This window comes from Polaromonas sp. 39-63-25 (assembly GCF_002278925.1).
Classification (GTDB): Bacteria; Pseudomonadota; Gammaproteobacteria; order Burkholderiales; family Burkholderiaceae_C; genus Polaromonas.
On sequence record NZ_NCJH01000002.1, the window covers coordinates 14100 to 37320 of the forward strand.

At 64.4% G+C, this 23221-nt stretch carries 21 protein-coding genes; 10 read left to right on the forward strand and 11 right to left on the reverse strand.

The genetic code is table 11. The features are described from left to right. Positions 1-45 precede the first annotated feature (45 nt). The gene (locus B7X65_RS02715) at positions 46-957 is read right to left on the reverse strand and encodes a polyprenyl synthetase family protein (protein WP_293592467.1); all 912 of its coding nucleotides are present in this window, start codon (positions 955-957) and stop codon (positions 46-48) included. A gap of 5 nt (positions 958-962) precedes the next feature. Continuing rightward, positions 963-1202 carry an exodeoxyribonuclease VII small subunit gene (locus tag B7X65_RS02720; protein ID WP_293592468.1) on the reverse strand — a complete coding sequence of 80 codons (240 nt, stop codon included), beginning with the start codon at positions 1200-1202 and terminating at the stop codon, positions 963-965. A 239-nt stretch (positions 1203-1441) separates the two neighbouring features. On the opposite strand from B7X65_RS02720, the gene B7X65_RS02725 reads away from it, so the two are divergent. The 4 genes from B7X65_RS02725 (at position 1442) to B7X65_RS02740 (ending at position 7167) form a co-directional block, all read left to right on the forward strand. After that, entirely contained in the window at positions 1442-2560 is a 1119-nt protein-coding gene (locus tag B7X65_RS02725) for an aromatic ring-hydroxylating dioxygenase subunit alpha (protein WP_293592469.1), read from the forward strand. A gap of 100 nt (positions 2561-2660) precedes the next feature. Further along, positions 2661-3584 (forward strand): DMT family transporter, encoded by a 924-nt coding sequence (locus B7X65_RS02730; RefSeq protein WP_293592471.1) that lies wholly within the window; start codon positions 2661-2663, stop codon positions 3582-3584. 37 nt (positions 3585-3621) lie between these two features. Then, positions 3622-4539, forward strand: coding sequence for a sulfurtransferase (locus B7X65_RS02735; protein WP_293592473.1), 918 nt, complete (start codon positions 3622-3624; stop codon positions 4537-4539). A gap of 51 nt (positions 4540-4590) precedes the next feature. Then, entirely contained in the window at positions 4591-7167 is a 2577-nt protein-coding gene (locus B7X65_RS02740; RefSeq protein ID WP_293592475.1) for a PAS domain S-box protein, read from the forward strand. Between the two features lie 55 nt (positions 7168-7222). Here B7X65_RS02740 and B7X65_RS02745 read toward each other — a convergent pair whose 3' ends face one another. Next, positions 7223-7705, reverse strand: a complete 483-nt coding sequence (locus tag B7X65_RS02745) for a hemerythrin domain-containing protein (RefSeq protein WP_293592478.1) — start codon at positions 7703-7705, stop codon at positions 7223-7225. A 290-nt stretch (positions 7706-7995) separates the two neighbouring features. On the opposite strand from B7X65_RS02745, the gene B7X65_RS02750 reads away from it, so the two are divergent. Beyond that, on the forward strand, positions 7996-8943 hold the full coding sequence (locus B7X65_RS02750) for a sugar kinase (RefSeq protein WP_293592480.1): 948 nt from the start codon (positions 7996-7998) through the stop codon (positions 8941-8943). A 143-nt stretch (positions 8944-9086) separates the two neighbouring features. Here the strand turns inward: B7X65_RS02750 and B7X65_RS02755 are convergent, their stop codons facing one another. The 5 genes from B7X65_RS02755 to polA all read right to left on the reverse strand — a co-directional run bounded on the left by B7X65_RS02755 (position 9087) and on the right by polA (position 14477). Further along, positions 9087-9395, reverse strand: a complete 309-nt coding sequence (locus B7X65_RS02755; protein ID WP_293592482.1) for a hypothetical protein — start codon at positions 9393-9395, stop codon at positions 9087-9089. Position 9396: 1 nt separating this feature from the next. Beyond that, positions 9397-9549 carry a hypothetical protein gene (locus B7X65_RS02760; protein WP_293592484.1) on the reverse strand — a complete coding sequence of 51 codons (153 nt, stop codon included), beginning with the start codon at positions 9547-9549 and terminating at the stop codon, positions 9397-9399. Positions 9550-9661: 112 nt separating this feature from the next. Further along, on the reverse strand, positions 9662-10468 hold the full coding sequence (locus B7X65_RS02765; protein ID WP_293592486.1) for a ZIP family metal transporter: 807 nt from the start codon (positions 10466-10468) through the stop codon (positions 9662-9664). 119 nt (positions 10469-10587) lie between these two features. Then, complete coding sequence (locus B7X65_RS02770) at positions 10588-11487, reverse strand: dienelactone hydrolase family protein (protein ID WP_293592488.1); 900 nt, start codon at positions 11485-11487, stop codon at positions 10588-10590. Positions 11488-11657: 170 nt separating this feature from the next. After that, positions 11658-14477: a DNA polymerase I gene (gene polA, locus B7X65_RS02775; protein WP_293592490.1), complete on the reverse strand. Its 2820-nt coding sequence runs from the start codon at positions 14475-14477 to the stop codon at positions 11658-11660. 329 nt (positions 14478-14806) lie between these two features. Here polA and B7X65_RS02780 point away from each other — a divergent pair, with 329 nt between their 5' ends. The 4 genes from B7X65_RS02780 (at position 14807) to B7X65_RS02795 (ending at position 17849) form a co-directional block, all read left to right on the forward strand. Beyond that, positions 14807-15172 carry a hypothetical protein gene (locus B7X65_RS02780; RefSeq protein WP_293592492.1) on the forward strand — a complete coding sequence of 122 codons (366 nt, stop codon included), beginning with the start codon at positions 14807-14809 and terminating at the stop codon, positions 15170-15172. 28 nt (positions 15173-15200) lie between these two features. Beyond that, on the forward strand, positions 15201-16190 hold the full coding sequence (locus B7X65_RS02785; RefSeq protein ID WP_293592494.1) for a homoserine kinase: 990 nt from the start codon (positions 15201-15203) through the stop codon (positions 16188-16190). 154 nt (positions 16191-16344) lie between these two features. Beyond that, a complete protein-coding gene (locus tag B7X65_RS02790) occupies positions 16345-17133 on the forward strand; it encodes a BPSS1780 family membrane protein (protein ID WP_293592496.1) in 789 nt (262 codons plus the stop codon). Next, the gene (locus tag B7X65_RS02795; protein WP_293592498.1) at positions 17130-17849 is read left to right on the forward strand and encodes an iron dicitrate transport regulator FecR; all 720 of its coding nucleotides are present in this window, start codon (positions 17130-17132) and stop codon (positions 17847-17849) included. Before B7X65_RS02790 ends, B7X65_RS02795 begins: the two co-directional genes overlap by 4 nt. Positions 17850-18003: 154 nt before the next feature. Here B7X65_RS02795 and B7X65_RS02800 read toward each other — a convergent pair whose 3' ends face one another. Next, positions 18004-18474 (reverse strand): tetratricopeptide repeat protein, encoded by a 471-nt coding sequence (locus B7X65_RS02800; RefSeq protein WP_293592500.1) that lies wholly within the window; start codon positions 18472-18474, stop codon positions 18004-18006. Positions 18475-18604: 130 nt separating this feature from the next. Continuing rightward, a complete protein-coding gene (locus B7X65_RS02805; RefSeq protein ID WP_293592502.1) occupies positions 18605-19441 on the reverse strand; it encodes an IclR family transcriptional regulator in 837 nt (278 codons plus the stop codon). A 188-nt stretch (positions 19442-19629) separates the two neighbouring features. Between B7X65_RS02805 and B7X65_RS02810 the strand changes: the two genes are divergently transcribed. Continuing rightward, positions 19630-20778, forward strand: coding sequence for an ABC transporter substrate-binding protein (locus B7X65_RS02810; RefSeq protein ID WP_293592504.1), 1149 nt, complete (start codon positions 19630-19632; stop codon positions 20776-20778). 5 nt (positions 20779-20783) lie between these two features. Here B7X65_RS02810 and B7X65_RS02815 read toward each other — a convergent pair whose 3' ends face one another. Beyond that, positions 20784-23219: a UvrD-helicase domain-containing protein gene (locus B7X65_RS02815; RefSeq protein WP_293592506.1), complete on the reverse strand. Its 2436-nt coding sequence runs from the start codon at positions 23217-23219 to the stop codon at positions 20784-20786. Between the last annotated feature and the right edge of the window lie 2 nt (positions 23220-23221).

Here is a 23221-nt window from a genome sequence, read left to right on the forward strand (position 1 = left end):
CTCGTTTCCTGGAAGTGCCGGTCGCTTTTTTTCTCGAGTCTGTGCTCAAGTTGTCCGGTTGACCAGCATGTCGGCCAGCGCGCTGAGCGCGGCGGTGTTCCCGAGCTCGCTGGCCTTCAGGCTGTGATGCGCCTGGGACAGCAGCTCCTGCGCGTAATTGCGCGAGGCCGGCAGGCCCATCAGCGACACAAAGGTGGGCTTGTCCTGGGCCGCGTCCTTGCCCGCGGTCTTGCCCAGCGTGGCCGAATCGGCCGTGACGTCCAGGATGTCATCGACCACCTGGAAGGCCAGCCCCACGGCGGCACCGTAGTCGCACAGCGCGCTTTGTGCCATGGCCGGGGCAGCGCCGCAGACGGCGCCCATCAGCACGCTGGCCTGCAGCAGGGCGCCGGTCTTGAGCCGGTGCATGTCATGCAGCTCAGCCGAGGTCAGCGCCTTGCCGACACTGGCCAGGTCGATGGCCTGCCCGCCGGCCATACCCTGGTAACCCGCAGCTTGGGCCAGCATGCGGCACAGGGTCGCCTGCGTCGCGGGCTCGATGGAGCCATCGTCCGGTGTCAGCAACTCGAAGGCCAGCGCCTGCAGCGCATCGCCTGCCAGCAAGGCCTGCGCCTGGCCGAATTTCACATGCACCGTCGGTTTGCCGCGCCGCAGGATATCGTTGTCCATGCAGGGCATGTCATCGTGCACCAGCGAATAGGCGTGAATCAGTTCCACCGCACAGGCCACGCGCAGCGCCGCAGCGGGACTGCCGTCCACCGCCTCGCAGGCCGCCATGACCAGTAGCGGACGCAGCCGTTTGCCACCATCGAGCACCGCGTAACGCATGGCATCGCCGAGCCCGGCCGGTGCGGGCCGGGGTTCGGGGGGGGCCACCCAGCGGCTCAATGCCTGCTCGACGGCGGCGAGTTGGCGGGTGCTCCAGGCGCCCAGCACAAAATGTGTTTGTTCAGTCAATGGGCTTACTCTTGGTTCCAGGGCTTGATCTCATTGCCTTCCAGCACCTTGATCTGGTTTTCCACGGCCTCGAGCTTGCTGCGGCAGAACTTGAGCAGTTCGGCGCCGCGCTGGTAGCCGGTGAGCAACTGGTCCAGCGGCAACTGGCCGGATTCGAGGCGGGCCACCAGGGTTTCGAGTTCTTCCAGCGCAGCTTCGTAACTGGCGGGGGCGGCGGGGACGGGGGAAGAGGAAGTTTTGGCCATGGGTATTTGGTTGAGGACTGATTTTAGGCCGTTGTGCGCCGTTTTCCCGCCGGACGGCATTGTCCCCGCGGCAAGCCACCTGTTTATGGGGTGACGCGAACCCGCACGGGAGGTGCGCTGCGGCACAAAGCGGGACCTGCACGGTACAATCAACAGGCTTCACGCCCTGACGCCCCGCCTGCCCTACAGGGCTGTCTGCCCCTTCATCCACCCCCGAAACTGCCTGTTTCGGAAATTGCATGTCTGATCTAAGCCTCCGTCTCCTGCAGGCCACCAGCCAGCTCCCCGTTTCCAGCTACTTTGACGCCGGCCTGTATCAGCGGGAGCAGCAAAAGCTGTTTGCCCGCGGCCCGCGTTACGTGGGGCACGAGCTCTCCGTGCCGAATCTGGGCGACTACTACGCCCTGCCCCAGGAGCTCGGCGGCCGGGCTCTGGTGCGCAATGCCACCGGGGTCGAGCTGATCTCCAATGTCTGCCGGCACCGCCAGTCCACCATGCTGCAGGGCCGCGGCAACACCGGCAGCAACATCGTCTGCCCGCTGCACCGCTGGACCTACAACACCACCGGCGAGCTGATAGGCGCGCCGCATTTCGAGGTTGACCCCTGCCTGAACCTGAACCGTTACCAGACCAGCAGCTGGAACGGCCTGGTGTTTGAAGACAACGGCCGCGACATCGCCTCTGACATGGCGCCGCTGGGCGCCATGCCCGACCTCGATTTTTCGGGTTACCAGCTCGACCGGATCACACTGCACGAGTGCAATTACAACTGGAAGACCTTCATCGAGGTCTATCTGGAGGACTACCACGTCGGCCCCTACCACCCCGGCCTGGGCGCCTTCGTGACCACCGACGACCTGCGCTGGGAGCTGGCACCGAACTACTCGGTGCAAACCGTCGGTGTCTCCGACAAGCTGGGCAAACCGGGCACCGACGTCTACAAGAAATGGCACGACGTGGTGCTGCAGTACCGCAAGGGCGTGCCGCCCAAGTACGGCGCGATCTGGCTGACCTATTACCCCAACGTGATGGTCGAGTGGTATCCGCACGCGCTGGTGGTCAGCACCCTGCACCCGCAGGGACCGGACAAGACGCTGAACGTGGTGGAGTTTTTCTACCCCGAGGAGATCTGCGCCTTCGAGCGCGAGTTCATGGATGCGCAGCAGGCCGCCTACATGGAGACCTGTGTCGAAGACGACGAGATTGCCCTGAGCATGGACGCCGGCCGCAAGGCCCTGATGCAACGCGGCGACAACGAGTTCGGCCCCTACCAGAGCCCGATGGAAGACGGCATGCAGCACTTTCACGAGTGGTACCGCCGCGAGATGGGCGCCAGCAAGACCACGCAAATGCTTTGACGCGGCCCCTCCATGCAGCCACTGCTATTCATTCGATAGCTGCCACCGCAGGAACCGCCTGGGCTGCAATCACTTTTTACTTCTAACAACGAGCTCCGCCATGCAAGCCCTCTGGATGTTGGCCGCCGCCTTCTTCTTTGCCACCATGGCGGTCTGCGTCAAGTTCGCGTCGGAGCATTTCAACAGCGCGGAGCTGGTGTTTTACCGCGGCCTGCTGGGCATGGTTTTCATGTGGGCGCTGGCCCGCACACGTGGCGTGGCGCTGGCCACCCGGTATCCCGGCATGCACATGTGGCGCAGCCTGGTCGGCGTGATCTCGCTGGGTGCCTGGTTTTACGCCATCGCCCACCTGCCCCTAGCCACCGCGATGACGCTGAACTACATGAGCAGCGTCTGGATCGCCACCTTTCTGGTCGGCGGCGCGCTGCTGATGGGGCTGCTGCCTGCGCGCGGCCAAGCCCCGGCAGGAAACATCTCGTCTCAGGGACCGCTGGTGCTGACCGTCATCACCGGCTTCATTGGGGTGGTGATGATGCTGCGACCGACGATAGAGCAAAACCAGGCCTTCGCCGGCCTGATCGGCCTGATGTCCGGCCTGCTGGCCGCCTTTGCCTACATGCAGGTGATGGCGCTGGCACGAGTCGGCGAACCCGAAACCCGCACGGTGTTTTATTTTGCGGTCGGCTCGGCTGTCGCCGGCGGCCTGGGCATGCTGGTGGCCGGCGTCTCCGAGTGGCACTGGAAACCGGCGTTGTGGCTGCTGCCCCTGGGCGTGCTGGCCTCGCTGGGCCAGCTGTGCATGACGCGGGCCTACAGCATGGCGAAAACCCGCAGTGCCACGCTGGTGGTGGCAAACTTGCAATACTCCGGCATTGTGTTTGGCGCGATCTACAGCCTGGTGCTGTTTGGCGACCAGATTCCGCTGCTGGGTTGGGCCGGCATGGCGCTGATCGTGGCCAGCGGCATCGCGGCCACCGTGCTGCGCGCCCGGGCCGCACCGGGCGCGCCTGCCGAAGAACACTGAATCGATTTCACGGGCTTATTTTTCAACCGGAGCCGCCATGTACACCACCCTGATTTCTGCCGAACAGCTGCAGGCCCTGGCGCGCAGCGGCCAACCCTATCGCGTATTTGATTGCAGCTTTGAGCTGATGCAGCCACAGGCTGGCAGACAGCTGTACCTGGATGCCCACATCCCGGGTGCGGTGTATGCCCACCTCGACACCGACCTGAGCGCCAAACACGGCGTTCCTGGTGCCCACGGCGTGCTGACCGTGCACAGCGGCGCGGACCAACCCGCTTCCGGCGGGCGCCACCCGCTGCCGAACCGTGAAAAATTTGCCACCTGGCTGTCCAGCGTGGGCTTCAGCAATGACATGCAGGCGGTGGTTTATGACCGCAACGGCGCCAACTACTGCGGCCGCCTGTGGTGGATGCTCAAGTGGGCCGGCCACGAGGCGGTGGCCGTGCTCGACGGCGGACTGCAGGCCTGGCAGGCCGCAGGCGGCGCGGTCAACCGCGGCGAAGAGCCTTCGCACTTCCAGTCCATCTTTTTCCCCGGCCCGGAAAAGGCGCTGCTGGTCGACGGCAAAACCGTGGCCAACCGGCTCGGCCAACCCGGCCAGACCCTGGTGGACGCCCGCGCCCCGGCACGTTTTCGCGGCGAGGTCGAGCCGCTGGACCCGGTGGCCGGCCACATTCCCGGCGCGCTGAACCGGCCCTTCGGCGACAACATCGGTCCCGACGGCAGGTTCAAGCCTGCCGACCAGCTGCGGGCGGAGTTTGAAGCCCTGCTGGCGGGCCGCGACCCGGCCGGTGTGGTGCACCACTGCGGCAGCGGCGTCAGTGCCGTGCCCAACCTCCTGGCCATGGAAATTGCCGGCCTGGGCCGCACCGGCCTCTACGCCGGCAGCTGGAGCGACTGGTGCAGCGACCCCGGCCATCCCGTCGCCAGGGGGGCTGAGGCCGCCAACAAATAATCGCTGGCGTGTGGTGCAGTGCTTTAGTATTCATCAAACCTGCGCCCCGTCATGCTCGACACCACCTCTCCTAACGAATCCACTCGCCAGCTGGCCGCAGCGCTCATAGAACAACGGTACTCGCGCGGGCTGCGCTCCCTGTTGCTGATGCTGCTGGCCAGCCTGCCCTTGGTGCTGGGCCTGTCCCTTGCCCAGGAAATCGGCGACGTGCAAATCATGGTGATTGCCGTCGCGCTGACACTGACCGCGCTCGGCTACTGGCTGCTGCACCGTGGGCACTACCAGTGGACCGGCTACCTGCTGGTTTATTCCCTGATCGGCCTGTCGGCGGCGGGCATGGTGGCCTACGGGTCGGTCCGCAGTGGGCTGCTGCTGGGTTTTGTCGGCGCGGTGGTCGCCGCGGGAATGATGCAGGGGAAAAAGTCCCTGATCTTCGCGGTCGTGTTGAGTGCCCTGGTCCTGGGCCTGCTGAGCTGGGCTGATCAGGCCGGCCTGCTGGGCAAGGCCGATTTCACGGTGAACCTGCGCTTCTGGCTGGTCACTGTCCTGCTGCTCACCGGCATTGCCGGCAGCGTGTACACCAGCCGCCAGGTGGTGCTCCGGGCGCTGCGCGAGCAGCATGCCGAACTGCGCCGGCGCGAGAAGGCCGAAGACGAGCTGCGCCTGAGCGAAGACCGGTACACCCGCATCTTCCGCAGCAGCCCGGCGGCCATCATCGTGCAGGCGCTTGAAGACAGGACGGTACTCGACGTCAACCCTGCCTTCGAGCGGCTGTATGGCTACTCGCGCAGCGAATTTGTGGGTGGAACCGACGCCCCCCTGTGGGACGATCCTGCGGCCCGCCGCCTTTTCCAGCAGAAAATGGAGGTGGCCGGGCGGGTGATCAACATGCCGCTCGATGCGCGCACCAAGACTGGCAAGCTGATCCACATCCTGCTGTCGTGCAAGGTGGAGGGCTCGGGCCCGGCACGCATTGTGGTGTCCACCGTCACCGACGCAACCGCGGAAACGCATGCCCGGCAGGCGGCACGCCAGTCGGCCGAACTGTTCTCCAAGGCTTTTGATTTCAGCCCCATCAACATGACCATCACGCGGGTTGCCGACGGCACCTTCCTGGCCGCCAACGCCTCGGAAGACCGCATCCACGGCTTTGAGCCGGAAGAACTGGTGGGGCGCACAGCGGTCGAGATCGGGGCCTGGGCCAGCGAAGCAGAACGCAGGCGGTTTGTCCAGGACCTGCAGGCCGGAGGTCGGGTGCTGAGCCGCGAACTGCGGATGCGCCACAAAAACGGCAGCATGGTCGACTGCCGGGTCTGGTCGGCGATCATCGATATCGCCGGCGAGCCCTGCATGCTCAACTCGACCATCAACATCAGCGAACAAAAGCGCCGCGAAGCCCAGCTGATCGATGTCGCCAAGGCCCTGTCGAGCGGCACCGGCGAAGCCTTCTTCCGTTCCGTGGTCCAGCATCTGGCCCTGGCCATTGGCGCGGATCTGGTGATCGTGGGTGAAACCATGGCCGACCAGAGCGTCGCCTCCCTGGCCATGGTTCAGGACGGCGAGTTGCAGCCCAATATCCGGTACCCTCTGGCCGGCACCCCCTGCGACAAGGTCCTCAGCCAGTCCGACCTGTGTGTCTACAACGAGGGCGTGCAACAGCTTTTCCCGCACGACCGGATTCTGGTGGAGGGCAACTTCCACGCCTACGTTGGTGCGGCGCTGCGCGATGCCGACGGCACGCCCATCGGTGTCGTCAACGCCTTGTGGCGAAAGCCCCAGGCCCGCTCCGCCGACCGGGATGCGTTGATGCAGATTTTTGCCAGCCGCATCACGGCCGAGCTGGTGCGGCTGCGGCGCGACCGTGAAATTTCGCGCTTTAACGAAACCCTGGAGCAACGCGTCAACGAGCGCACCGAGCAGCTCATGGCGAGCAATGCCGAACTGGAGTCTTTCGGTTACTCGGTCTCGCACGACCTGCAGTCCCCGCTGCGCAGCATCGAGGGGTTCAGCGTGCTGCTGGCGCGGCGCCTGAAGGGCCGGCTCAGCGACGAGGAGCAACGCCTGTTCGACCGGGTTCGGGTCAACGTCGTGCGTATGCATGAGCTGATCAACGACCTGCTGGCGCTGGCCCGTGTCAGCAAGGGAAAACTGGTGCTGGAAGATGTCGACCTCAGCGTCATGGCGCAGCAGGTGGTCATGCAGGAAAGGCAACGCGACCCCAAACGCCCGGTGCAGGTCATCATCCAGCCGGGCATCCGCGGCCGCTGCGACAGCAAGCTCGCACGCATCATCCTGGAAAACCTGATCGGCAACGCCTGGAAATACTCGCGCCAGCAGCCCGACGCGATGATCGAATTCGGCCAGATGCCGGCGCGCGAGGGCGGGCGCAAGATGCTGTTCGTGCGCGACAACGGCGCCGGCTTCAACATGGCTTATGCCGACAGCCTGTTCAAACCTTTCCACCGGCTGCACCATGACACCGAATTCGAAGGCAGCGGCATCGGACTGGCCACCGTGCACCGCATCCTGGAGCGGCACGGCGGCCTGATACGCGGCGAGTCGTCCGAGGGCAAGGGCGCGTGTTTCTATTTCTCCTTCGATCCCCGGGTCGGCGCCATCGCAACCTGAGTGGTAGCGGGCTTTCAGCCCGGCCCCGCAGGGCGGGGACGGGCTGACGTTCCCATCAGGCGGGCGTTTCGTAGCTGGCCAGCAGCTCTTCCTTGAGTGCCTTGATGTCCTCGACCATGGCCTTGAGGTCCATGTCGCTCTTGCGGGCTTTGGGGAACATCTCTTCCCGCTCTTCTTCCACGTGGTGGTCGATGTATTCACCCAGCACGATGACCTTGGCGTCGAACAGCTCTTCGTCGGCATCCATGCCCGAAATCTGCGCAATCAGATCCTTGGCGCTGGCATGCTCGACCTCGGCTTCGTTGAGCAGGTCATCGTCACCGATGGCCTCGCGCGCCGCGGGGTAAAAAATCTGCTCTTCGATGTCGGCATGCACGGTGAGCTCCTTGCAGATCCTGTCGGCAATCGCCTTGCGCTCGTCGGCGGGCGCCTTGGCTTCGCTGAGTTTTTTGAACTGGGTGAACAGCTTCTTGACGGCAACGTGGTCGGCATCGAGCAGGTCGACGGCGTCATTCATCTTGGGAGGTGCTTTGCTCATGGTGGGTTTCCTGGTGATGGTTGGGTTGGTCATTCACAGCGCCGGTGGTGCTGCATGCATGGCGGAGGGCCAGACACAAAACGACTCTAGGCAGCGCTCCCGGGCGCCTGTGTCAGACGCCGTTGATGTTTTTGTAGGACAGCACGAAAGTGACAAGCCGTTGCGGTTGGTCCGGCCGCCGCATCAAATCGTTCTCCAGCCCATGTCCGACAAGCGCCAACAGCTATCAATAAAATAGCAAACTGGAGGTGCTACGATTCGCGCACCCTGCACTCTCCCGGTAAACACCCATGACCAGCGCGCTGGATGTCGTAACTTTTGGCGAAGCCATGATGCTGCTGGTGGCCGACCGGCCGGGCCCGCTCGAAGACGCCGCCTCTTTTTACAAACACACGGCAGGCGCTGAAACCAATGTGGCGATCGGCCTGGCACGCCTGGGGCTGAAGGTCGGCTGGGCCAGCCGCCTGGGCACCGACATGATGGGTCGCTACCTGATCCGGGCGATGTCGGCCGAAGGCATCGACTGCTCGCAGGTGGTGCTCACGGCGGCGCAGCCCACCGGTTTCATGATCAAGGGCCGTGTGCTGGACGGCAGCGACCCGCCGGTCGAATACCACCGCCAGGGCTCGGCCGCCAGTCACATGGCCCTCAGCGACATCGATGAAGCCTGGCTTCTATCGGCGCGCCACCTCCATGCGACCGGCGTGTTTCCCGCCCTTTCGGCGACCACCCTCCCCGCCGCACACCGCAGCATGGAACTGATGCGCAGCGCCGGACGCAGCGTGTCGTTCGATCCCAATCTGCGACCGACGTTGTGGGCCACGCCCGGGCAGATGCGCCAGGCCATCAACGACCTGGCCACGCGGGCCGACTGGGTGTTGCCTGGCCTCGAAGAGGGCCGTTTCCTGACCGGCGAAAACACGGCCGAAGGCATTGCCGCCTTTTATCGCCGGCGGGGCGCTGCGCTGGTGGTGGTGAAGCTGGGCGCCGACGGCGCCTGGTTCGACAGTGCCAGTGCCGGCACCGGCCATGTGCCGGCTTGTCCGGTGGACAAGGTGGTGGACACGGTCGGCGCCGGTGACGGCTTTGCGGTCGGGGTGATCAGCGCGCTGCTGGAGGGACGCAGCGTGGCGGAGGCCGTCCGGCGCGGCGCCTGGATAGGGGCGCGCGCCGTGCAGGTGGCGGGCGACAGCGAAGGCCTGCCCACCCGCGCGCAACTGGCGCAAGCCGGGCTCTGACAGCCTGCGCGCGTCCGTGTTACATGGGTTGCGGTGTGGGCTGCACCTGGCCGGGGTTGGGCGGGGTGGCGATGGGCTGCACCGGTTCGGGCGGCGGCACGTTGGGGTCGGTCGCCATGCCTGGCATTTGTTCGGACAAGTTCTTACTCCCTTTCCGGTTTAGCGGCGGGGGAAGGCTCCACCGGCTTGTCGAGCTCGCGAATCATGCCCTCGCCTTCCAGGTCGCGACCGTCGGACGGAATGTCGCGCTCGTTGCCGATCTCGGGCTCTTCCGTCGGCAGTGCAGGTTCGGTGTCATTGGCCGCCCTGTCCACCGCCGGATTGCGCTGCGGCGTGCCGCTCGGGTCCACCGGCAGCGGCGGCGTGGGGTCGTCGTTGCTGTCGTCGCCCGGCGTCACCGCCGGCTCTTCTGGCGCTTCTTCTTCGGGAATGACCTTCGGTTCGGCATGCATCTCAGAACCCTCCCAGCGTCAGCGGCACGGTCTCGGTCACCACGGCAGCCGCCGCAGCCATGCTGGCGCAGACGCTGGTGAAGTAGGCGATGTAAGCCGCAGCAATGCGGCGGACCCGGCGGGGTTTGAAAGGGGTGGGGGTCAGCAGGTTCATGGCAGCGTCCTCGAAGAATGCCTCCATGATGGCGGCCCCCGGTCGCCGCGCCTATAGGCTGCCATGCCCTGTGTCTGTCAGTGTCCGGCTGACATGGCCGGCCTCCAGCTGCTCAATGCGAGGAATGCGCCAGCCCGCTGACCCCCATGACCAGCGCCATTCCCACGCCCAGCCAGGCAATCTGCGCAAGCGTTTCGCGGGCTGTCAGCCGTTTTTGCAGCTGCGGAATCAGGTCGGCCAGCGCCACATACACAAAGCTGCTGGAGGCCACCACCAGGAAATAGGGCAGCCAGTCGTGCAGCATGTCGACCAGGGCGTAACCGACCAGGCCGCCCAGGGCCGTCACGGCGCCGGCCAGCGACACCTTGATCAGGGCCATGCTGCGGTTGCCGGAGGTATGGCGCAGCACCACCAGGTCACCCATGTGGTGTGGCACCTCATGCGCCAGCACGGCCAGCGCGGTGATCACGCCCAGGCGCATGTCGGCGACGAAGGCGGAGGCAATCAGGATGCCGTCACCAAAGGCATGCACGCTGTCGCCGGTCAGCACGGCCCAGCTGCCGGACCTGACGGGCTGGCCGTGATCGTGGCCGTGATGGTGATGATGCGGATGGCCCGCATCGTCCCCGCCCTGCGGGTCATGGTGCTCATGGCCGTGGTGATACAGCTCGGCCTTGTCGAGCAGGAAGAAAAACACCAGCCCGACCAGCAAGGTGGCAAACAGCTCCTGCGCGCCGGCCTGACTCTCGAACGCCTCGGGCAGCAGGTGCATGAAGGCAGTCGCCAGCAGCGCACCGGCGGCCAGGCTGAGCATGTGGTTGGTGTAGCGGGCCAGCACCCCAAAACTGAGCAGCGCCGCCAGCCACACGCTGCCTATGCCGGCGGCCAGGGTGCCGGTCAAAATTGCTATCAATGTCATAGCTGCTCACGCCCGATCTATATGGGCTGAAGCCCGAAAAGGTTGTAAAAACTCGCCTGAAACGCAAAAAAGCCGCCGCACATTGCTGTGGGGCGGCTCCATGCCGGGCGGGCTTGAATTTAAGCGACGCCGTTGGCCTTGAACCACGCCAGAGCGCGTTTCCAGCCGTCTTCTGCCGGCTCCTTGCGGAAGCTCGGGCGGTAGTCGGCGTGGAAAGCGTGCGGGGCATCAGGGTACACCACAAACTGCGAGGCCTTCGCCGCGGGACTGCCGCCGGCAAGGGCCGCTTTCATCTTATCAACCGTGTCAAGGGGGATGCCGCCGTCCTGCCCGCCATACAGGCCGAGCACCGGGCCGTTGAGGATGGGAGCGATGTCGACCGGGTGTTTGGGCGTGAGCGGCGTGCTGGCACCGACCAGGCGGCCGTACCAGGCCACGCCGGCCTTGACGCCGGGGTTGTGCGCGCTGTACAGCCAGGTGATGCGGCCACCCCAACAAAAGCCGGTGATGCCCACCTTGGCGGTATCGCCGCCGTTGGCACCCGCCCACTTCACCGCGCCGTCCAGGTCGCCCATGACCTGGGCGTCAGGCACCTTGGAGACGACCTCGGCCATCAGCTTGGCCATTTCGCCATACTGCGTGGGGTCGCCCTGACGGGCATACAGCTCGGGCGCAATCGCCAGGTAACCGGCCTTGGCAAAGCGGCGGACGGTGTCGGCAATGTATTCATGCACACCGAAGATTTCCTGGATCACCAGGATCACGGGCAGGCCGGTTTTACCGGCGGGCGCGGCGTAATAGGCCGGCACCTTGAACCCGTTGACTTCAAACGAGGTTTCGCCGGCCTTCAGGCCCTCGGCCGACGTCTTGATCGCGGTCTGCGCCATGATGGGCAGGGCTGTGGCGGCATAACCGACACCGAGCGCGGCCTTCAGCGCCGCGCGGCGGGTCGCACCGGCTTCGGTGCTGTGGCCGGGGAGCAGGGAATCAAACTCGGATTTCTGGTCGCTGTTGAGCATGGCGGTTTCCTCAATATCTGGGTTGAAGGGACGTGAAAGGGACGTTGAAAGAGGCTGGGCTGATTAAGCAGTCGGAGTCTAGGCGGTCATGGAAGTTCTTGCCGGTGCGGGGAATTACCAGGGGGTATTCCCCCCGTCCCACCGCGGTCATGCCGCCCCTGCCTGCGGATTCAGTGCGCCTTTTCCCAGTTCGGACCGATGCCGATCTCGGCCAGCAGCGGCACCTTGAGGTCCGCCACCCCGGCCATCAGGCGCGGAATTTCGTGGCGCACCCATTCGACCTCGGCCTCGGGCACCTCGAACACCAGTTCGTCGTGCACCTGCATGATCATTTTGGTGGCGCGCTTTTCAGCGTCGAGCACGTCCTGCACCTTGACCATGCTGAGCTTGATCAGGTCGGCCGCCGTGCCCTGCATGGGCGCGTTGATGGCCTGCCTTTCCAGACCAGCCAGACGCGGGCCTTTTTCGTTTGCAATTCCTGGGAGTTGCAAGCGCCGCCCCAGGACGGTTTCTACATAACCGTGCTTCTTGGCGAAAACCCGGGTTTCATCCATATATCGCTTCACCCCCGGGTAACGCTGGAAATACTTGTCGATGTAAGCGGCCGCGGCCTTGGTCTCTATGCCCAGGTTGCGCGCCAGGCCGAAGCTGCTCATGCCGTAAATCAGGCCGAAGTTGATGACCTTGGCGTAGCGGCGCTGCTCGCTGCTGACCTGATCGAGTTCCACACCGAACACCTCGGCGGCGGTCGCGCGGTGCACGTCCAGGCCATCAGTGAAGGCGCGCAGCAACGCTTCGTCGCCGCTCAGGTGGGCCATGATGCGCAGCTCGATTTGCGAGTAGTCGGCGCTGGCGATCAGGCAACCGGGCGGCGCCACAAAGGCCTCGCGCACGCGCCGGCCCTCCGGCGTGCGCACCGGGATGTTCTGCAGGTTGGGGTCGTTGCTGGACAGGCGTCCGGTCACGGCGACGGCCTGCGCGTAGTGCGTGTGCACCCTGCCGGTACGCGGCAGCGCGAGCTGGGCCAGCTTGTCGGTGTAGGTGCCCTTGAGTTTGCTCAGCGAGCGGTGCTCCAGCAGCTTGGCTGGCAGCGGGTAATCCTCGGCGAGTTTTTCCAGCACTTCCTCGTCGGTGCTGCGTGCGCCGCTCGGCGTTTTCTTGATCACCGGCATGCCCAGCTTGTCGAAAAAAATCTCGCCTAGCTGCTTGGGGCTGCCCAGGTTGAAGGGCTGGCCGGCAATCTCGTAGGCCTCGGCCTCGAGTTGCAGGATGCGCTGGCCCAGTTCGTGGCTTTGCGTGGCCAGCATGGGCGCGTCGATCAGCACCCCGTTGCGCTCGATCCGGTACAAGGCTTCGCTGCTTTTCATCTCGAGCTCGTAGATGAAACGCAGCTTGTCGTCGGCCTGCAGCCGCGGCCAGAGCACGCGGTGCACGTCCAGCGTCTGGTCCGAGTCTTCGCACGAGTATTCGGCGGCCTTGGCGATGTCGACCTGGTTGAACTTGATCTGGTGCGCGCCCTTGCCGCACAGATCTTCGTAGTTGATGCCGCTGCGGCCCACATGGCGCTCGGCCAGGCTGGCCAGGCCGTGCGGCTTGTGCACTTCCAGCACATAACTCTGCAGCATGGTGTCGTGGGCGTAACCCTGGACCTCGATGCCGTGGTTGGCAAACACGTGGCGGTCGTACTTGATGTGTTGGCCGAGCTTGGCTTTGGCCGGGTTCTCCAGCCAGGGTTTCAGGCGCGCCAGCACTTCGTCCCGCGACAGCTGCGCCGGCGCGTCGGGGTAGTCGTGGGTCAGCGGAATGTAGGCGGCCTCGCCCGGCGTGACGCTGAAACTCAGGCCGACAATCTGGGCCAGCATTTCGTCGAGCGAGGTGGTTTCGGTGTCGACCGCCACCAGTTCGGCGGCTTCTATTTTTGCCAGCCAGGTCTCGAACATCGCCCAGTCCAGCACGGTGTCGTAACGCAGGTTGGTCGCCCGCTCGGCCAGCGGGGTGGCCAGAAAGTCCGGCTCGTCAAAAAGTCCCGGCTCGTCGGACGAGGCCGCCGCACGGCCCTGGCGGTGGGTGTCGGGTCCGGCCGGCAGCTCGGCCGGCGCATTCTGGGCGTCTATGCTGCGAACCAGGCCCTTGAAGCCGTACTTGTCATAAAAATCCTTCAAGGCCTCCATCTGCTGGGCGCCGACAGCTATGGATTCCATAGCAGGCAAGCCTTCGATGTAGTCCTGCAGTTCGCAGTCTTTCTTGATGGTCAGCAGCTCACGGCCCTTTGGGAGCCAGTCCAGGGTCTGGCGCAGGTTGTCGCCGACCACGCCCTTGATCTCGCCGGCGCGTGCCACCAGCGCGTCGAGCGAACCGTATTCGAGCAGCCACTTCACGGCCGTCTTGGGGCCGACCTTGGGCACGCCGGGCACATTGTCGACCGCGTCGCCCACCAGGGTCTGGTAGTCCACCATCAGGCGCGGCGGCACGCCGAACTCGGACTCCACACCAGCCAGATCGCGCCGGCGGTCGTTCATGGTGTCGATCACCGTGATGTTTTCATCGACCAGCTGGCTCAGATCCTTGTCGCCGCTGGAGATGATGACCTCGATGCCCTGCTGCGACGCCATGCAGGCCAGCGTGCCGATCACGTCGTCAGCTTCCACCCCGGGCACATCCAGCACCTTCCAGCCAAGCAGGCGCACCACCTCGTGGATGGGCTCGACCTGGCTGCGCAGGTCGTCGGGCATGGGTGAACGCTGGGCCTTGTAGTCGGGGTAAAGCGCATCGCGAAAGGTCGGGCCCTTGGCGTCGAAGACACAGGCGGCAAAGTCGGCACGTACGTCCTTGCGCAGCTTCTGCATCATGTTGACCATGCCGCGAATGGCGCCCGTGGCCGGGCTTTGCGGGTTGCCGGGGTCGGCGCGCAGGTCGGGCATCGCATGGAAAGCGCGGTAGAGATAGCTGGAGCCATCCACCAGCAGCAGTGTTTTTTTGTCGGTGCTCATGGCAAGGGCCTGCTCACACTATTGATGCAAGTGCGAACGTGGTTAAAACAGCGCCAATCCAGGCGCGCGACGACGCTCAGCCTGGGCGGCTGAGCCAGGAGTGCAACAACGAGTGGTGCTGTTTTAACCATATTCCCTTCGGGTTGCGGCCAAAAAGGCCATGCGCAGCGTTGCAAAGCCTTGCCGGGTGTCAGCCCGGCTGCATTCTGCGCCTCGCGCATGACCTTTTTGACTCGCAACGCATCTTCCATAAATAGTGTGAGCAGGCCTAGATTGTCACCGTTTTGCCGGCCCTATCCACGGGGGTGCCGGCCCCCTACAATGCAGGCATGCAACACCCCCTTCGCTCCCTTCTGTTCGCCGCCACGGCTGTTCTGGCCTGTGCCCCCGTGTTGGCCCAGACAGCGGCGCCTGCCCCGGCAGCTGCACCTGCGCAAGCACTGCCGCCCGGCACCAACCCCGCCAGCAGCCGGCCCGAACCGGCCATCCAGCGCATCCGCACGGAAGACGCCGGTTCGCGCATCGACGAAGTGCGTGTGGGTGGCGAGACACAAAGCATCACCGTGCAGCCCAAAGCCAATGTGCCGGCCTACGAGGTCCTGCCTTCCGACGCCACCAAGGGCGGCGGCACCGCACCATCCACCTCGGGCGCCGGCAGCACCGGCAAACGCGTCTGGAACGTGCTCAAGTTCTAGTTTCTCCCCTTCAGTTTCCGTTTCAGGCATGGCCGTTTACACCGAAGTCTCGTTTGACGAGGCCGCTCCCCTTTTGCATTCGCTCGGTCTGGGGCAGTTGAAGACCCTGGACCCGTGCTCGGGCGGCATCGAGAACACCAACTATTTCGCCGACACCGATCAGGGTCGCTACGTCCTGACGCTGTTCGAACGCCTGGGTTTCGAGCAGTTGCCGTTTTACCTGTACCTGATGCAGCATCTGGCGCAGCGCGGCATTCCCGTGCCTGAGCCACATGCAGCCATGACGGCCGGCGCAGGCAGCTGGCCCGGCGACCTCCTGCACAAGCTCAAGGGCAAACCCGCCGCCGTGGTGGACCGCCTGCGCGGCCGCAGCGAACTGGCGCCCACACCCGCCCACTGTGCGGCGGTGGGCGACATGCTGGCGCGCATGCACCTGGCGGGGCAGGACTTCGACCGCCAGCAGGCCAACCTGCGCGGCCTGGCCTGGTGGAATGAGACCGTGCCGGTGGTGCTGCCCTACCTCGACCCCGAACAAGGCAGCCTGATCCGCTCGGAACTCGCCTACCAGAACCATGTCGCCGCCTCCTCGGCCTGGCAGGCGCTGCCGCGCGGCCCGGTGCATGCCGACCTGTTTCGCGACAACGTGATGTTTGACGGCGAAGGCAGCAGCCTGCGCCTGACAGGCTTTTTTGATTTTTACTTCGCCGGCTGGGACGCCCTGCTGTTTGACGTCGGCGTCAGCCTCAACGACTGGTGTGTGGACCTCGCCACCGGTGAACGCGACACAGCACGCACCTCGGCCTTCCTGGCGGCCTACCAGGCCGTGCGCCCCCTGAACGCCCAGGAACGCAGCCTGTTGCCGGCCATGGAGCGCGCCGGCGCCCTGCGTTTCTGGATCTCGCGGCTGTGGGACTTTTACCTGCCGCGCGAAGCCGCACTGTTGCAGGCGCACGATCCCGGCCATTTTGAACGGGTGCTGCGCCAGCGCGTGGCCCATCCCGGCGGCCTGTCGCACTGAAGCGGGCCGCCATCACGCGCCGGCGAAAAGTTACTGGCGCGCCTTCTTTTCAAGCAAACTTGACCGCTGGCGTTAAATTGTTCACCCCATCGCCCTTTTTCCACGGTTCCGGTGAACCCCGACGGTCCGAACCCCTCAACATGCAACCCAAGCAATGAAACTAAATATCGTTCCCGCGCGTACTGGCATCACATGGGTCAAACTCGGCATACAAACCTTCTTCAAGCAGCCGCTGGCGTTGGCCGGCCTGTTTTTCATGTACATGGCGGCGGCTACGCTGGCATCGCTGATTCCCTTCGTTGGCGTGGTGCTGGCGCTGGCCATCGTGCCAGCGGCCACCCTGGGCCTGATGGCCGCGACGCTGGAGGCCACCAAGGGCCGTTTTCCGATGCCCGCCATTCTGGTCAGCGCCTTCCGCGCCGGCCAGCAGCGCGCCCGCGCCATGATGGTGCTGGGTTTTCTGTATGCGGCCGCCTGCCTGCTGATCGTGTCCGTGGTACCGCTGTTTTTCGATGTGCCGGTCAGCCGCGAAAGCGCCATGGCGCCCGAAATGCAGGGGGCCATGCTGGCCATCATGGTGCTGTACCTGCCGGTCTCCATCCTGTTCTGGCATGCACCCGCGCTGGTGCACTGGCACGGCGTGACGCCGGTCAAGAGCCTGTTTTTCAGTGCCGTCGTTTGCTTCAGGAATGCCGGCGCCTACGCGCTGTTCGGCCTGACCTGGATGGTGGTGCTGATGCTCATCGGCCTGGCCGTGAGCCTGCTGGCCGGCCTGCTGGCCAGCCCCGAGGCCGCGGCCGCGCTGGTCATGCCGGCCGCCCTGCTGATGGCCGCGATGTTTTCAAGCTCGCTGTATTTCACCTTTCGCGACAGTTTTGATGCCACCCCGCCCGACAGCCCCGTCAATAACGACAACAACCCCATCCCAGGAGACACGCCATGACACAGCACCTGCTGCAAGGCCGGCAAGAAAAGGAAATCTTGTGGTTCCAGAGGCGTGACGCGCTCAAGGCCGCCGCGGCCTGGGTGGCCATGGGTGGCCTGCCGGCCGCGATGGCGCAGCAGCGCAGCAACATCGTGCAGCTGACCGGCGACGCCACCCTCAACGGCAGCCGCCTGAGCCCGGAGCACACGATTCAGACCGGCGACGAGATCCAGACCGGACCGGGCGCCAACCTCGTGTTTGCGATCGGCAACTCGGCCTTCCAGGTGCGCCAGAACTCGCGCCTGTCGGTGGAACGTGGCACGACGCTCAATGCGGTCAGCCTGCTGCGCCTGCTGACCGGGGCGGTGGCCAGCGTCTGGGGCAAGGGCGTGAACCGCGCCATCGTCATGCCTACGCTGACTGCGGGCATACGCGGCACCGGGGTGTACGCAGAAATTTTTGCAGAACGGGACAATCGGAACTATTTTTGCAATTGCTACGGCACGGTCGATATGGATGCAGGCAACCAGAAGCTGGTTTCGCAAGCCGACTACCACCAGTCTTTCTGGGCTGACGCGGAGCCCAAAAACGGCGTCTTCCTGACGCCGGCGCAGGCGCTGAATCACACCGACGAAGAGCTGGAGTTCCTGGCCCGCCTGATTGATCAACGCACCACCTGGCAGATTGCCGGCAGAAAAGGCAACAAGGACGGCAGCGGCAAGATGACCTACTGAGCGGCAGCGACTCTTTCCACTGCGCGAGCCGGTATGGGCTCCTGCGGTGCTCGCCGTACGCTGGTACGGTCCCGCTGCTCGAAGCCACCCGGGTCCGCTCGCTACGGCATCTTCAAAGCCCCTGTGGGGCCGTGACTGCTCCCGATGGTGCTGCTCAGTTCTTCGCTTTGTAGTCAGCGATGGATTTGCTCAGATCGGCGTACTCCTCGCAGGTCTTGTTGCCGCAGATCTTTTCCAGCTCGGCCAGGTGTTTCTCGGCTTCCAGCGGGCGCTTTTCCATCAGGTAGGCCTCGCCGATGTACTCGTGCGCACCTTTGTGGCGAGGGTCAATTTTCAGCGCCGTGTAGTAGTGCTCGAAGGCCTTGGTGATGTCGGGCGTGGCGCGTTTTCTGTAGCTGTAGCCGAGCAGGTTGTGCACATCGGCGTTGCGCGGCTCCTCCCGCGCGGCTGCACTGAGCTCGGACATCGCGCGGCTCCAGTCCTTGGCGGCAATGGCTGTGCGGGCAGTGCTGAGCCGGTCGCTGACCGAGGTGCGCGGCATGTTGGGAATGCTGCCTGGGGAATCGACCGCATGGGCCAAAGAAGCGCAGGCCGCCAGGGCCATCAGTAAAGGCTTGAAGTTCATCGCGAATTCTCCGGAAGTCGGCGTTGTTGCCGATTGTAGTAACGCCACAAAACGCCAACTGGATGCGGCACAAAGTCACGACTCGGCGGCCCGCATGGATGCGGCCGCAAAAAGCCGCAGCCAGGAGCGCTTAGAAAGTCTCGCCGGAGGCGCTTTGCAGCTTTTTGACCAGCACCACCAGTTGCGGCCGTACCTGGGTCATCAAAAACTGGGGTGAAAGCTGGAACCCCGGACCACCGCAATTGATCACCATCACAGCGCGCCCGCCCGGCGGTCGGAAAGCCGCGGCGATGGCATTGACATCTTTTTGCCACTCGCCAAACGAGGCGCAGCAGCCGTGCTCGCGGTAATGCGCCAGGGCCAGCTCCAGCGCGTCCCGGGTCTGCGGCCAGTTTTTTTCGTCCTGGGCCCGGATGCGTTCCATCAGCACACTGCGCTCGCTGTCGCTGCAGCCGGCCAGGTAGGCCCGCCCCATCGCCGTGCTGGCCAGCGGAATGCGTGATCCAACGTCCAGGCTCAGCGTGAGGGCCGATTCGCTGCGGCAGTTCTCGACATAAATCATGCTCAGGCGGTCGCGTATGCCCAGCGAAACCATGGCCTGCGAACTGTCGGCCAGCTCCTGCATCATCGGCCGCGCCAGCTGGCGCATGTCCATGCGGGCCAGCATGGCACTGCCCAGCGCCAGCACCGCACTGCCGAGCCGGTAGCCCGGATTGCCGCTGCCGTCCTGGGCATGTTCGAGGTAACCCTGTTTGGTCAACGTGTAGGTCAGTCGTGAAATGGTTGACTTGGGCAGGCCGCAACGGCGCGCCAGTTCCTGGTTGCCCAGGGTGCGGTCGCGCGAACGGAAGGCACTGAGCACGTCGAGTCCGCGCGCCAGCGCGGTCACAAAATGCCGGTCTTCCTTCGCATTCCCGGCGCCGGGTCTGGCCGAAGCGACGTGTTCTGACGTGAGTACTTTTTTCATATTGTTCTGCAATGCGGAATATGGGAATTTTATCAGGCCATGTCGCTTGAGAGACTAAATCCCCAATGTAATACGGGAATTCCATAGCGTCGTCCGGAGCTCGCAGTCACACAATTCATCAGCATTGCAACTTCAATATTCTGCAGTGCAGAACCATGAAAACACAACAGCAACGAGGAGAACTTCATATGTCGAGCAAAAAAATTCATGTCCTGGCGCTGGCGCTGAGCCTGGCCGCCACCGTGTTTTCGGCCCATGCCGCACCCGGCCGGGAGGATCTGGTGATCGGGCAGGTGGCGCCGCTGACCGGCACCATCGCCGGAACCGGCAACGAATACGTGGCCGGCGGAGCGGCCTATTTCGCCTGGGTCAACGACAACGGCGGCATCTACGGCCGCAAGATCCGCGTCACGCTCAAGGACGACAGCTACAAGCCGGACCAGACCCTGGCCCTGACGCGGCAACTGCTGGCCGAGGACAAGCCGCTGGCCCTGTTCGGTTTTGTCGGCACCGGCAACGTGCTGGCGCTGAACAAAAACAGGGTGCTCGAAGATGCCGGCATCGCGCTGCTGGCGCCCTACACCGGCGCGCAGAACCTGCGCGAGCCGATGAACCCGAACATCTTCCACATCCGCGCCAGCTACACCGACGAAACCGCGCGTATGGTGGAGCACCTGCACACGATCGGCCTGCGCCGCTTTGCCGTGATGTACCAGGACGACCCGTTCGGCAAAAGCGGACTGGCCGGTGCGGAAACAGCGCTGCAGAAACTGGGCATGTCGGCGGTGGCCAAGGGCGGTTATGACCGCACCAAACCCGAAGACGTGGATGCCGCCGTGGCCGCCATCGCGCCGGCCAACCCCGACGCCATCATCATGGTCTCGGTCAACCGGGCTTCCGCCGCCTTCATCAAGAAAATGCGCGCCCAGGGCAACAAGGCGCGCCTCTTCAGCATCTCGGTGGTGAACTTCAAGGAACTGCTGAAAAACGCCGGCGAGGACAACGCGCGCGGTATCGGCATATCCCAGGTCATGCCCTACCCCTACTCCACGCTGGCACCGGTGGCACGCGAGTTCCAGACCCTGATGGCCAAGTACCAGCCCGGCAAGGTGGTGTCTTACGCCAGCATGGAGTCCTTCATCGCGGCCAAGATCCTGGTCGAAGCCATCCGCCGCAGTGGCGCCGACCCGACACGCGCAAAAATCATGGCCCAGCTCGAAAAAATGAACAGCTACGACGCCGGTGGTTTCAAGGTGAGCTTCTCGCCGGAAAACCGCGTCGGCTCGAAGTTTGTCGAAGTGACCGTGATCGGCCGCGACGGCAAGCTGCTGCGCTGACCGGGTCAGACCACTGGGGTCAGCTTGGCGACGCTCAGCGCCAGCCACTTCACGCCATGCCGCGTGAAGTTGATCTGCGCCCGCGCGTCGTCGCCGCTGCCTTCGAGCATCATGACCTTGCCTTCACCGAACTTGTTGTGAAACACGTTCATGCCGTTTTTCAGCCCGTGCGCCGGCGCATCGCGCTGCACCGGCACCGCCGGGTTGGGAAACCGGTCGCCGCCCAGGTTTTTTGAAGCAAAAGCGGCCTTGGCCCAATCGCCACGGGCGCCACCAGCTCCTGAATTCGTAGCACCCCAGGCGCCGCTGCCGCCGCCGTAGGCTGACGAAAAGCCCTGGTTTTTCGGTGTGATCCATTTGAGCGCCGCCTCCGGCAACTCGTCGAAGAAGCGGCTTTTCAGGTTGTAACGCGTCTGGCCGTGCAGCATGCGCGTCTGCGAGTGGCTCAGGTACAGGCGCTGGCGCGCGCGTGTGATGGCCACGTACATCAGGCGGCGCTCTTCCTCGATGCCGCCGGCGTCGCTCAGGGAATTTTCATGCGGGAAGATGCCGTCTTCCAGGCCGGAGATGAACACGCAGTCGAACTCCAGTCCTTTGGAGGAATGCACGGTCATCAGCTGCACCGCGTCCTGCCCGGCCTGCGCCTGGTTGTCGCCGGACTCGAGCGCAGCGTGTGTCAGGAAGGCGGCCAGTGGCGACAGCGTCTCGCCGGTTTCCTGGTTCGGTGCGAGCAGCTCCGGCAGCGGCTCGTCGCCCAGCGGCGCCGAGGGATCGAGACCCTGGCTGGCGGGCGACTGCGACAAGGGCGCACCGAGTTCATCGACCGGCAGCGCCACGGCATCGCGCCCAAACCCTTCCATGCTGACAAAGGACTCGGCGGCGTTAACCAGCTCGCCCAGATTCTCGAGACGGTCCTGTCCTTCCTTCTCGAGCTTGTAATGCTCTTCGAGCCCGCTGTGCTGCAGCACCAGCTCGATGATTTCGCGCAGGCTCAGGCCCGGTGTCTGCTCACGCAGCACATCGAGCTTGGCGACAAAGGCGCCGAGGTTGGCGCCGGCCTTGCCGGGCACGGCACTGACCGCGTCATGCAGCGAGCAGCCGGAGCTGCGTGCGATGTCCTGCAACTGCTCGATGCTGCGCGCACCAATGCCGCGCGGCGGGAAGTTGACCACACGCATGAAGCTGGTGTCGTCGTTGGCGTTCTCGATAAGGCGCAAATAGGCCAGCGCGTGTTTGATCTCGGCGCGCTCGAAAAAGCGCAGACCACCATAGACGCGGTAAGGAATGCCGTTGTTGAACAGCGCGGTTTCCATGACCCGGCTTTGTGCATTGCTGCGGTAAAGCAGCGCAATTTCCTTGCGCGCCATGCCGCCGCGCACCAGCTCACGCACCTCGTCGACAAACCACTGCGCTTCGGCAAAGTCGGACGTAGCCTCGAAGACGCGCACCGGCTCGCCGGGGCCAGCCTCGGTGCGCAGGTTTTTCCCCAGGCGTTTGCTGTTGTGGCTGATCAGCTCGTTGGCCGAGTCGAGGATGTTGCCGAAGCTGCGGTAATTGCGCTCGAGCTTGATCTGGTGCAACACATGGAACTCGCGCACGAAGTCGGCCATGTTGCCGACACGCGCACCACGAAACGCGTAAATGCTCTGGTCGTCGTCGCCGACCGCGATCACCGAGCCGCCCGGCATGGCACCGGGGGCGGCATCGTCGCCCTGGCCAGCCAGCATCTTGATCCAGGCGTACTGCAGCTTGTTGGTGTCCTGGAACTCGTCGATCAGGATGTGGCGGAAACGCCGCTGGTAATGCTCACGCACCGGCGCGTTGTCACGCAGCAGCTCGTAGCTGCGCAGCATCAGTTCGCCGAAATCGACCACCCCTTCGCGCTGACACTGCTCTTCGTAGAGCGCATAGATCTCGGCCTTCTTGCGCGTCTCTTCGTCGCGCACCACGACATCCTTGGCGCGCTGGCCATCTTCCTTGCAGCCGGCGATGAACCACATCAGCTGCTTGGGCGGGAAACGTTCGTCGTCAATGTTGAACTGCTTGCACAGGCGCTTGATCGCCGAGAGCTGGTCCTGCGTGTCCAGGATCTGGAAGGTCGAGGGCAGGTTGGCCAGCTTGTAGTGCGCGCGCAGGAAACGGTTGCACAGGCCGTGGAAGGTGCCAATCCACATGCCGCGCACATTGACCGGCAGCATGGCCGACAGGCGTGTCAGCATCTCCTTGGCCGCCTTGTTGGTAAAGGTCACGGCCAGAATGCCGCCGGGCGACACCTGCCCGGTCTGCAGCAGCCAGGCGATGCGGGTGGTCAACACACGGGTCTTGCCGGAACCGGCGCCAGCCAGGATCAGCGCGTGCGTGTTGGGCAGGGTGACGGCCGCGAGTTGCTCCGGATTAAGATTCTGTAAGAGTGGGGAGCTTGGGACGACTTCTGAGAACATCT